The 12,622-nt window shown below is 33.3% G+C and carries 7 protein-coding genes; 5 read left to right on the top strand and 2 right to left on the bottom strand.

Annotated elements, in window-relative coordinates; all coding sequences use genetic code 11:
- Nucleotides 1–30 precede the first annotated feature (30 nt).
- The gene (gene dusB, locus J3S90_RS03915) at nucleotides 31–1,023 is read left to right on the top strand and encodes a tRNA dihydrouridine synthase DusB (protein WP_210644873.1); all 993 of its coding nucleotides are present in this window, start codon (nucleotides 31–33) and stop codon (nucleotides 1,021–1,023) included.
- A 183-nt stretch (nucleotides 1,024–1,206) separates the two neighbouring features.
- Here the strand turns inward: dusB and J3S90_RS03910 are convergent, their stop codons facing one another.
- Both J3S90_RS03910 and rbfA read right to left on the bottom strand, forming a co-directional pair.
- Nucleotides 1,207–2,406, bottom strand: coding sequence for an ABC transporter permease (locus J3S90_RS03910; protein ID WP_210644871.1), 1,200 nt, complete (start codon nucleotides 2,404–2,406; stop codon nucleotides 1,207–1,209).
- Between the two features lie 3 nt (nucleotides 2,407–2,409).
- Nucleotides 2,410–2,802: a 30S ribosome-binding factor RbfA gene (gene rbfA, locus J3S90_RS03905; protein ID WP_188049063.1), complete on the bottom strand. Its 393-nt coding sequence runs from the start codon at nucleotides 2,800–2,802 to the stop codon at nucleotides 2,410–2,412.
- Nucleotides 2,803–3,078: 276 nt separating this feature from the next.
- Here rbfA and J3S90_RS03900 point away from each other — a divergent pair, with 276 nt between their 5' ends.
- The 4 genes from J3S90_RS03900 (at nucleotide 3,079) to J3S90_RS03885 (ending at nucleotide 12,365) form a co-directional block, all read left to right on the top strand.
- On the top strand, nucleotides 3,079–6,720 hold the full coding sequence (locus tag J3S90_RS03900) for a UvrD-helicase domain-containing protein (RefSeq protein WP_210645506.1): 3,642 nt from the start codon (nucleotides 3,079–3,081) through the stop codon (nucleotides 6,718–6,720).
- Between the two features lie 45 nt (nucleotides 6,721–6,765).
- Nucleotides 6,766–7,959 carry a glycine C-acetyltransferase gene (kbl, locus tag J3S90_RS03895; protein ID WP_188049062.1) on the top strand — a complete coding sequence of 398 codons (1,194 nt, stop codon included), beginning with the start codon at nucleotides 6,766–6,768 and terminating at the stop codon, nucleotides 7,957–7,959.
- A gap of 133 nt (nucleotides 7,960–8,092) precedes the next feature.
- A complete protein-coding gene (locus tag J3S90_RS03890) occupies nucleotides 8,093–9,526 on the top strand; it encodes an OmpA family protein (RefSeq protein WP_188049061.1) in 1,434 nt (477 codons plus the stop codon).
- Between the two features lie 64 nt (nucleotides 9,527–9,590).
- Nucleotides 9,591–12,365, top strand: a complete 2,775-nt coding sequence (locus J3S90_RS03885) for a PD-(D/E)XK nuclease family protein (protein WP_210644869.1) — start codon at nucleotides 9,591–9,593, stop codon at nucleotides 12,363–12,365.
- Nucleotides 12,366–12,622: the final 257 nt, after the last annotated feature.

Below are 12,622 nucleotides of genomic sequence, written 5' to 3'. Positions count from 1 at the left end.
AAGTTGTAATTTTGCAAAAAAATTAAGCAGATGGTCAAGATTGGCAACATAGAATTAACTGATTTCCCTTTACTACTCGCACCTATGGAAGACGTGAGCGATCCGCCTTATCGCAGATTGTGTAAAATGCACGGTGCTGATATGATGTATTCGGAATTTATTTCCTCAGAAGGATTAATTCGTGATGCGATCAAAAGCCGAATGAAGTTAGATATTTTCGATTATGAACGTCCCGTTGGCATTCAAATATTTGGTGGAGATGAGGAAGCGATGGCCATGTCGTCTAAAATTGTTTCTGCTGTAAATCCTGATTTAATAGACATTAATTATGGTTGTCCTGTAAAAAAAGTGGTTTGCAAAGGCGCAGGTGCCGGGGTTTTAAAAGATGTCGATTTGATGATTCGACTCACAAAAGCCGTTATCGATAGTACGCATCTGCCAGTTACGGTAAAAACTCGATTGGGTTGGGACGATAGTTCGATCAATATTGATGAAGTTGCAGAAAGGTTGCAAGATATCGGTGTTGCTGCTTTAAGTATTCATGCCAGAACAAGAGCGCAAATGTATAAAGGCCATTCGGATTGGTCGCATATTGCCAGAGTAAAAAATAATCCTAGAATTACGATGCCAATTTTTGGAAACGGAGATATCGATTCCCCAGAAAAAGCATTGGAATATAAAAACAAATACGGTGTTGACGGAATTATGATTGGTCGTGCTGCAATAGGTTATCCTTGGATTTTCAATGAAATCAAACATTTCATGAAAACGGGCGAGCATTTAGCAAAACCTACCGTTATTGATAGAGTAGAGGCTGTTCGCAACCATCTTACCTGGGCTATGGAATGGAAAGGAGAGCGTCTAGGAATTGTAGAAACACGTCCGCATTACACTAATTATTTTAAAGGAATTCATTCTTTTAAACCTCACAAACAAAAATTAGTAACCTTAGATCGACCAGAAGAATTGTTTGCTGCTTTAAATGAAATTGAAGAAGCTTATCACGGTTATGAATTGGTATAGTAAATCGATTTAAGATTAAGCACTAAAATGATTTAAAACACGAGTTTCGCTAATTTTATCGAATTAATTGATTAGAATTAGTGAAATTGGTGTAGTTTTTTTTAAATCTGCAATGCTCTATGTATTGGTTTTTTATGTGTCAAAAATCTGAAATCAAAAATCGTTAATCTTCAATCTGAAATCCTATTCCAATAACTTCTTACTCACTCGACTACTCGCAATCAACGAAGCGATGAAGCCAAGCGTTACTATTGTTCCCATCACAATCAAAACATTTTCTATAGAAAAAATTACTGGATATGCCAATGTAGGCGTAATCATAATCAACTGAAATTGTTGTTGCAACAATACAATTATAATTCCTAAAGTAAGTCCAATAATTCCACCAAAAAGACTTAGTAGCGTTCCTTGAAGTAAAAAGATCTTGCGCAAATCTTTTATTTCTGTTCCAAGATTAAACAAGGTTTTTAGGTTTCCCTTTTTATCTAGAATCATCATAATCAACGCACCTATTAAGTTAAATAGTGCTACTACAATCACCAAAGTAAAGATCAAATAAACCGCAATATTTTCGGTATTTAACATTTTATAAAGTGATTCATTCAGTTGTGCTCTGTTTTTTACAGTGATTGTATTATTAAAAATGGCTTTTACTTTTTGGATAATAGCATTTTCATCAGCTCCAGGTTTTACTTTAATTTCAATTCCAGAAACTTGATTGGTTTTATATTCCAATAACTCTTGTGCTAAACCTAAATCGGCAAACACATATTTAGAATCTAAATCTTCGCTAATCGCATAAATACCAACTGGAATAAGATCTGTTTTATTAAAAGCTTGTTCTGGATTTTCTATAGCGCCTTTTCCAGGTTTAGGAACTAGAACTTCAAGCTGATTACTGAAATCGAGTAAGCCCATTGAGAATTTTTGAGAAATTCCGTAACCAACCACAACTTGATAGGTATTTGGTTTAAACCATTGCCCGTTAAAAAGCTTTTTCTCGATTGCATTTACTTTGGTAAACGTAGAATCAACCCCTTTTAAATAAGTAACATCTTGTTTTCCGTTAAAGGTAAACAAAACCCGTTCTTCAATAATTTTAGAATAGCAAGCAACTCCTGCTATTTTCTTGATCTCGCTTTCTTGATCTTTAGAAACAAAAAATGATTTCCCTAGCGTACTGCTAATTTTCAAATCAGGATCAATTTCGTTTGTAAACGAAAGACTAAAAACTTTTAATCCGCTAAAAACAGACAAAACCACAAACAAAGCCATCGCACCAACAATAATTCCCATGCTGGCAATACGATTGATAATATTTATAGCAGAATTTTTGCTATTACTTCTAATGTAGCGTTTGGCTATGTAAAGTGGAAAATTCAAATTTTATTGAAATCTACGTTTGTCTAACAAATCCCTATTTTCTATTGGATTGTCTCTGTTTGCTAATGCATTGTCTATTTTTTCAATATAGTCTAAAGAGTCATCTATAAAGAAAACCAAATTAGGAACTTTACGCAATTGCATACGCACACGTTGCGACAAATCGTGTTTTATAGTTTTAGAATTTGACTTAACCGCCTCTAAAATCTCTTTGGCTTTATCTTGAGGAAAAACGCTTAAATGCACTGTAGCCACAGATAAATCTGAAGTTACAACAACCTTGGATACCGAAATCACTAAATTACTAACTCCGTTTTTTCTCACTTCACCTTGTAGGATATCAACCAAATCTTTTTGGATTACCCCACCTATTTTTTTCTGTCTATTTGTTTCCATGCTGCAAAAATACTACTTTTAAGGTTTATCCCGAAGTTTAGAGCCAAATTTTAAAATTACGCTAGTAATAGTTGTTTTTTTTGGAGCTGTTTCCTGCTGTACACTATATCTTTCTCGCCGAACTCCGGCAAGAAAGGATGTCGTTTCCATCAGGGCTAAGATATTCGAGAAATTAACACGTTGCGATTCCATCAGAAATTGTTAATCATAAATCAAAGTAATTTGAAAAATAATTTAAATCCAGTTTCGGCTTCCTATCCTTCGGGGAGGGTTGGGGTGGGGAGACCCTCTTTTTCCATATATGACGCCTCAGCTGGTTCCGGAAAAACATATGCTTTAGTCAAAGAATACCTTAAAATTATTCTTGTAGCAAAGAAAAATGATGCTTATCGCAATATTCTCGCCATTACGTTTACCAATAAAGCGGTTCACGAAATGAAAAGCCGTATTGTAGGCAGTTTGTCAGAATTTGCAAAAGAGGAACCCAGCCAAAAAGCTTTAGATTTAATGCAAGACTTAGCTAAGGATACCGAGCTTTCTCTGCTTCAAATCAAAACTAAATCCCAGCAGATTATCAAGCATATTATTCATAATTATGCTGCTTTTGATATTTCGACTATCGATAAATTTACCCATAAAGTTATTCGTGCTTTTGCACATGATTTGGGTTTACCAATGACTTTTGAAGTTACTTTAGATACCGAAAATTTATTAGTCGAAGCTGTAGATGCTATTATTGCGCAAGCGGGAGAAGATGAAACGCTGACCAAGTTACTCATCGATTTTACCATGGAAAAAACCGATGATGATAAATCTTGGGATATTTCACGCGAAATTCTGGATATAGGTCGTTTAGTTCTTAATGAGAATAATCGAAATGAAATTACTCATTTTCAAGATAAATCCATCACCGAATTTGTAGAAATTAAACAGAAACTAACTGAGGCTTGTAAACTTTTAGAAAAAGAAAGCGTAGTTCTTGCTGAAGAAGCACTTTCTTTGATAGACAAAAACGGAATTGATGTTAAATCGTTTTCTGGAGCTTATTTTCCAAAACATTTGGTGAGTATTCAAGAAGGCAAGTTTAATCCGAAAAATAAAACCTATCACGAATTTGACGATGTAAAAATTAATAAAACCGCCAAAGATCGAGTGATTATTGAAAACATAATTCCTGAATTGCTTGAAACGTTAAAGACGATTTATAAAGCCTTTGAGAAAAGAGATTTTTATAAAGCTTTTTTAAAAAATATTACACCGCTTTCCTTATTGAATACCGTTAGTAATGAATTGAAGAAAATTCAAAGCGAGCAAAACGTACTTTCAATCACTGAATTTAATGCGTTAATTCATAGAGAAATTCAAAACCAACCCGCGCCTTTTATATATGAAAGATTGGGAGAGCGTTACCGACATTTTTTTATTGATGAATTTCAGGATACTTCTGAGATGCAATGGCAAAATTTAATTCCGCTAATCGATAATGCTACTTCAAGTGAAATAGACGGCGAAAAAGGAACTTTGATGATTGTGGGCGATCCAAAACAATCTATTTACAGATGGCGTGGCGGAAAAGCAGAACAGTTTATAGATTTGAGTAAGGATCAAAATCCTTTTAATAATCCTGAAAAAGTTCTGGAGCATTTAGATAAAAATTACCGTTCGTATTCTGAGGTAATTGAATTCAATAATGATTTTTTTCAGATGTTGTCTAATGAATTTGAACATCCAGATTACAAAGATTTATATGCGAATCATAGTCACCAAAAGACAAATGATAAAACGGGTGGTTACGTAAACATCTCTTTCATTCCAAAAGTGGAGAAAGCAGATGATGCTTCCGAAGTTTCAGGAGAAGAGGAAGGTTTGGATAAAGTTGAATTGTTTGTTTTGGCTACTTTAAATACCATTCAAAAAGTAATTTCCCAAGGTTTTGAGTATAAAGATATTGTGATTTTGACAAGGAAGAGAAGTCAAGGTATTGCGATCGCTAATTATTTAACCGAACAAAAAATTCCGCTTTTGTCCTCAGAAACGTTGATGATTCAAAACGCCACCGAAGTCCGATTGATTATTCATATCTTGAAATATTTAAAAAATAATTCTGATTTAGAAGCAAAAGCTAATTTTCTGCAATATTTAGCTCGAAATATTCAAGACCAATTTCCAGTTCATGATTTCATTGCGCAAGGAATGGAACAAAAACAAGAAGCTGATTTCGAAAAGTGGCTGATGAGTTTTAATGTAGAATTGTCATTTCAGAACATTCGAAAAAAATCATTGTATGAAGCTGTTGAGGTTATTATTAGCAAATTCCTCTCCATGTCCCTTTCCGAAGCAAAGGGCGAAGAAATAGGTGGTAATTCAGATGGTTTTGGATACTTGACAGGAGGGAATCATTCTCATCTTCTGATAGAAAAAGCACAAGAGAATAGAAAAAATCCAACGAATGCTGAAAAAGTTCTGTGGATGGAACTTAAGTCCAAATCACTTGAAGATTATAAATTTAGGCAGCAGCATTTGATAGCTGATTATATTGTTGATTTTGTATGTTTAAAGTCGAAGTTAATTATTGAAGTTGACGGTGAATATCATTTTACGAAGGAGCAAGTTTTATTAGATCAAGAAAGAACATTGTTTTTAAATGGGTTAGGTTATAAAGTAATTCGATTTACAAACGATGAGGTTTTAAAAAACATTCCGTTTGTTTTAGATAAAATAGCTAAAGAGTTATTTGCCCAACAAAGTTTTGTAGATTCTATTATACCGGTTTCAGCTCCCTTCCCTTCGGGGAGGGTTGGGGTGGGGAATGCCTACATCCAATATTTCCTAGACATTGTTTTAGAGCGTGACGTTCGTAATCAAGCAGGGATTTCAGATTTCTTGAATTTCTGGGATAAAAATGCAGAAAAATTTAGTATTCCGTCACCAGAAGGGAATAATGCAGTGCGGATTATGACCATTCATAAATCAAAAGGATTAGAATTTCCGGTTGTTATTTTTCCTTTTGCAGAAGAAGATTATAATAGAAAACCAAAAGACAAATTGTGGCTTAACGCCGAAGAAGAAGAATTTGGTTTGCCTAAAGTATTGATTGATAATAGCAGTGCGGTAGAAGGTTTTGGTGTAGCAGCTGCGGAAGTTTATAATCAGAAGAAACAAGAGGAATTGCTAGACAACATCAATGTATTATACGTGGCTTTAACGAGGGCAGAAGAACAATTGTATGTTATTTCGAATATGAATTTGTCTCGAAAAGGAGAAATTCCTAAAAATAATATGTGTGCTTTTTTTATTAATTACTTAGAAAATAAACACGTTTTTGATCCCGAAAAATCAGAATATGAATTTGGGAATCCGACGAAGCTTTCTGCACAAAAGAAACATGTGGATACCTCTAAAACAATTCCGGTGGTTCTTGAAATTTTAAATCCAAAGAATATTAAAATAGCTCAACGAGAAGCTTTGATGTGGGGAACATTGCAACAAGAAGCTATAGAATATGGTAATCTTGTTCATGAGATTTTATCTTTTGTAAAAACGAAGTCAGATGTCGAATTGGCACTAACGAAATCTATTGAGAGTGGATTAATTACCTTTAATCAAAAAGAAATAGTGCGTAATACCATTCAGGAGATTATCGATCACAGTGAGTTAGAGAACTTTTTTGCCGAAGGGAATGAAATTTTGAATGAACAAACTATTATTCAAAAAGAAGGAACAACTGTTAAGCCTGACAGAATGGTTTTTACTAAGAATAAAGAGGTGTTACTGCTGGATTATAAAACAGGAATGCACCATGTTAAATACCAGAAGCAATTAGAAGATTATCAAAGTGCAATAGAATCAATGGGTTATAAAGTGATAAAAAAAGCGCTTATTTACATCGGAAAAGGAATCGAAGTAGTAAATTTGTAGATTAAATGAATTGTTCGCAAAAATAAATTTATAAATAAAATAATTATGTACGGAAAAATAAAACAACATCTAGAAACAGAACTTCAAACTATTGTAGATAACGGTATATTTAAATCAGAAAGAATAATTACATCGCCTCAAGGAGCTGAAATTACCATTTCTACGGGCGAAACAGTTTTAAATTTTTGTGCTAATAATTATCTTGGTTTGTCCTCTCATCCAGAAGTAGTTCAGGCTGCAAAAGACGCTTTAGACACCCATGGTTTCGGAATGTCTTCCGTACGTTTTATTTGTGGAACTCAGGATATTCATAAAACTTTAGAAAAAAAGATAGCTGAATTTTACGGAACAGAAGACACCATTCTTTATGCAGCTGCTTTTGATGCAAATGGTGGTGTTTTTGAGCCATTATTAGGTGCAGAAGATTGTATTATTTCAGATAGTTTAAATCATGCTTCGATTATTGATGGGGTGCGTTTGTGTAAAGCGGCTCGGTATCGTTATGAAAACAGCAACATGGAGGATTTAGAACAGCAATTGATTAAAGCTACAGAAGCAGGAACTCGTTTTAAATTAATTGTTACCGATGGTGTCTTCTCTATGGATGGAGTTGTGGCTCCATTAGATAAAATATGTGATTTAGCAGATAAATATGATGCAATGGTTATGGTTGATGAATGTCATGCAGCAGGATTTATCGGCGCAACAGGAAAAGGAACCCTTGAGGCAAAAGGAGTTATGGGACGTGTTGATATTATCACAGGAACCTTAGGTAAAGCTTTAGGTGGAGCGATGGGTGGATATACTACAGCAAAAAAAGAAATAATCGAATTACTGAGACAACGATCAAGACCTTATTTGTTTTCTAATTCACTAGCGCCAGCCATCGTTGGAGCTTCTATAAAAGTTTTCGAAATTTTAGAAAGAGATACTGTTCTACGTGATAAATTAGAATGGAATACAAATTATTTTAAAGAAGGCATGAAAAAAGCCGGTTTCGATATTGTTGAAGGTGATTCTGCAATCGTACCCGTAATGCTGTATGATGCTAAATTATCACAAACAATGGCGGACGAGTTATTGAAAAAAGGAATTTACGTTATTGGTTTCTTCTTTCCAGTAGTTCCTAAAGATAAAGCAAGAATTAGAGTACAACTATCTGCAGCACATACAACAGCGCACTTAGACAAGGCTATTAACGCATTTATTGAAGTTGGAGTAAAGCTAAATGTTATATAATTTCAATGTCAAATTGCATAATTCCTACATTTAAGGATTTTTGTAGGTTTTTTTTAACATTTGATTTTGTATTTAGATAATTACGCATTACTTTTGCTTATAATTAACTAAATTTTAATTAAAAAATTAAAGTATGAAACATCTTAACAAACTATTACTTACTGTAATGATGGTGATGGGACTTAGCTCTCATGCACAAGACAGTAACAATCCATGGGCTATCTCTTTTGGGGTTAACGCCGTGGATACAAAAACAAGTGCTGGTGGAGGAAAAAACTTTTTAGATCGTCATTTTTCTCAACCATTCGCAGTTAAAGACAATTGGAATATTCTTCCATCTGTATCTTATTTAAGTGTGTCTAAATATGTAGGAGATAATTTCTCATTCGGTATTTCTGGATCTGTTAACAAGATCGACAAATATGTGAAATTTAATCCAACAGCTCCAGGTCACGATTCTCGTGGTTATGTAGTTTCTAATCCTGGTGATTTAATGTATTACGGTATTGATGCAACTATCAAATATAGTTTCATGAGTTTAGTTAAATCTAAAGTTATCGATCCGTCTTTATCTGTTGGTGGAGGTTATACTTTCTTCGGAGATAGTAGCTATGGTACTGTTAACCCAGGTGCAGGTTTAACTTTTTGGTTTACTGATAATATCGGTTTAGAACTTGCTACAAAATACAAAAAATCTTTCGGAGATAGAGAAGATGCAGCAGGAGTTCCTGATGCTCCATCTCACTTTCAACATACTGCAGGTCTAATCTTCAAATTTGGTGGAAAAGATACTGACGGTGATGGAATCTATGATAGAGATGATGCTTGTCCAGATGTTGCTGGTTTAAAACAATTCAACGGATGTCCTGATACAGACGGAGATGGTATTCAAGATAGTGAAGATGCTTGTCCAGATGTTGCTGGTTTAGCTGCTTTAAAAGGTTGTCCTGATACTGATGGAGATGGAATTGCTGATAAAGATGATGCTTGTCCAGATGTTGCTGGTTTAGCTGCTTTAAAAGGTTGTCCAGATGCTGACGGAGATGGTGTAGCTGATAAAGATGACAAATGTCCTACTGTTGCAGGTCCAAGAGAAAACGCAGGTTGTCCTTGGCCAGATACTGACGGAGATGGTGTTTTAGACAAAGATGACAAATGTCCTACTGTAAGAGGTACTGTTGCTAATCAAGGTTGTCCAGAAGTTTCAGAAGAAGTTATGAAAACTTTAAATAACTATGGTAAAGTAATCTTGTTTGATTCTGGTAAATCTACTTTCCAAAAAGGAACTTATACAGTTTTACAATCAATCACTTCAATCCTTAAAGAATATCCTTACTCAAAATTCATGATCGAAGGACATACTGATAGCGATGGTAGTAATGAACTTAACCAAGCATTATCTGAAAACAGAGCTGCAGCAGTTAAAAATTACTTAATCGAAAATGGTATTGAAACTGATAGATTAAGATCTACAGGTTTTGGTGAAACTAAACCAATTGCTTCTAACAAGACTGCAAAAGGAAAAGCTGAAAACAGAAGAGTAGAGATTTCTTTGATCAAAGAATAATTTCTTTCTAAATATTTATAGAAAACGCCTCGATTTATCGGGGCGTTTTTTTTATTTTTATACAATGACAAATACCTCCTTTTTAGATAAAATTGCTACTGTTTTAATTGAAGATTACTCTAACACCCTTTCTAATACAATTGTGGTTCTACCCAATAAACGTGCAAAAGTGTTTTTGATTGAAGCCTTAAAAAATCAAGTAGATAGCAATATTCTTTCTCCAGAAATTATAAGTATTGAAGATTTTGTCCAAAATATTGCCGGTATTCGAACTGTAGATCCAATCGAACTTTTATTTGAATTTTATGAAGTTTACCTTTCTATAACGGATAAAACAAATCAGCAAACTTTTGAGCTCTTTGCCAATTGGGCGAAAACACTTTTGCAAGATTTTAACGAGATAGATCGCTATTTATTAGATCCTTCTCACGTTCTTTCTTATCTCAAGGATATAGAAGATATTAAGAAATGGGGAATTGAAGTCGAGAATAAAACAGAATTGTTAGAGAAGTATATTGATTTTTGGAAATTGTTGCCTAATTATTATCAATCACTTTATACGCATCTTTTAAATAAAGGAATTGGCTACCAAGGTTTGATTTATAGAGAAGCAGTTAACAATCTGAATCACTTTACAGATTCTGTTGTCGAGAAGCAATTTGTATTTGCAGGTTTTAATGCATTAAATACTGCCGAGGAGAAAATCATACAACATTTAATAGCCTCTGATCAAGCTAAAATATTTTGGGATGTTGATCAAACCTTTTTAAACGATCCTTATCACGATGCAGGTTTATTTGTAAGACGTTTTAAAGAAAGTTGGAAACATTATAAGTCTAATCCTTTTGAATGGATTGTAGATGATTTTTCGCAATCAAAAAACATCCATGTTATTGGTACACCTAAAACAATTGGTCAAGCCAAAATAGCAGGGAGTATTATTGAAAACGTAATCCATAAATCTCAAAACCTCGGTAATAATGGAAAATTAGATAAAGTTGCTGTTGTCCTTGGGGAAGAAAATCTTTTAGTACCACTTTTGTATTCCTTACCATCAACTGTTGGTGCGTTGAATATCACTATGGGTTATTCAAGTAAAAATAATCCCGCACAGATATTGATTGCCAAATTATTTAAAATGCATACCAACGCTCTGTCTAGAAATAATAGCAGTTATGTTTTTTATTACAAGGATGTTCTGGATATACTGACTCATCCATTGGTAGAACCCTATGCTAAAACTACGGCATTAGTCAGTATTATTAATAAGAACAATTACACATTTATTACGCATCAAAAATTAGTGGAATTGAATGAGATTCCGTCGGAGTTATTTGTTTTATTATTTAAAAAATGGGAAAGTGGCTCTATTCCGGTGCTTGAAAGTATTTCTGAATTATTGCTAACGATAAAAAATAATTTGAGCAATGATAATGAAGAAGAGAAAATCACTAAAGCTTTTGTATTTGCCATTTTTAAAGTTATAAATAAACTAAATAATTATTATTCCAAACACCAACATATTGATAAAATAGAAACACTTTATGCAATTTACAAACAAGTAATAGATCTTGCCGAAGTTTCATTTGAAGGAGAACCTTTGAACGGTTTGCAGATTATGGGAGTTTTAGAAAGTCGGGTTTTAGATTTTGATACCGTTATTGTTACTTCGATGAATGAAGGAAAATTTCCAGCAGGAAAATCACAAAATTCATTTATTCCTTATGATGTAAAACGCGAATTAGGCCTGCCTACTTTCAAAGAGAAAGATGCTATTTATACGTATCACTTTTATCATTTGTTGCAGCGCGCTAAAAATATTTATTTGCTTTATAACACAGAAAGTGAAGGGTTAGATGCTGGTGAAAAAAGCCGTTTTATAACCCAAATCGAAGTCGAAAAACAGATCAATCATAATTTAACACATGAGATTTATAATGCTGATCTTCCCGAAACTGCTTATCAACCCATGGTGATTCCAAAATCGGAATCTGTAATGATTCGTCTAAAAGAAATTGCTGATAAAGGATTTTCTCCATCTGCTTTGACGAGTTATATTCGGAATCCAATTCAGTTTTATTTCCAAAAAATATTGCGCATCAGTGAAGTGGAAGAAGTAGAGGAGAATATTGCCCTGAATACTTTAGGAACGATTATTCATGAAACCTTGAAAGTTTTGTATGAACCTTTCATCGGGAAATTCATATCAGAAAGTGATCTAATCAATTGTTTTAAGCAAATAGATGTTGAGGTTCTCAAACAATTTAAACTTGTTTATAAAGAGGGAGAGATTAAAAAAGGTCGTAATTTATTGGCCTTTGAAGTTGCTAAACGAAATGTTTCTAATTTCTTAAAAGTCGAATTAGAAAGTGTGAAAAATGGAGATGCCATTAAGATCATTGCTTTAGAACAAACTTATGAAAGGTCTTTACATCATCCTAGTTTGCCTTTTCCGGTATTAATAAAAGGAAATGTGGATCGAATTGAAGAGCGCAACGGAATAATTCGTATTATTGATTATAAAACAGGAAAAGTTGATAAGGCTAATGTTATGCTAAAAACTTGGAATGGTTTGACAGAAGACATTAAAAGCGATAAAATTATTCAAGTTTTGGCCTATGCTTATATGTATGAGCAGGAAGCAAAAGGAAAACCAATTGAAGCAGGAATTATCTCTTTTAAAAATTTAAAATCTGGATTTTTACCTTTTATTTTTAAAGAAGAAAAAGAATTAAATTCCATTATAAATGAATTCGTTTTGAGTAATTATATCGAACAAATTGTGTTTTTGTTAAGTGAAATTTTAGACAAGAATATACCATTTGAAGAAAAAATTTAAATTATAAAGCTATTAGAAAAGTCGCTAATATATTCGAGTTTTACAAAAGTACTTTGATAATAAATCTATCATTAAGTAGTGTTGTGTGGTTCTTTGTAGGGTTTGAAACCTTTAAATATGTTCTTTTGATTTTTGGATTTTTTATTAGTGTATTGCTTAAAGAAGTGAACTCTAAGAACGAGTATCTGTTTTATTATAATAACGGAATTTCAAAATTATATCTTTTGATTTATGGTTTTATGATGAATTTTATTTTT

The sequence above is a fragment of the Flavobacterium flabelliforme genome, from assembly GCF_017948675.1.
Lineage (GTDB): Bacteria > Bacteroidota > Bacteroidia > Flavobacteriales > Flavobacteriaceae > Flavobacterium > Flavobacterium pygoscelis.
This window is presented reverse-complemented; position numbering and strand designations above follow the sequence as displayed.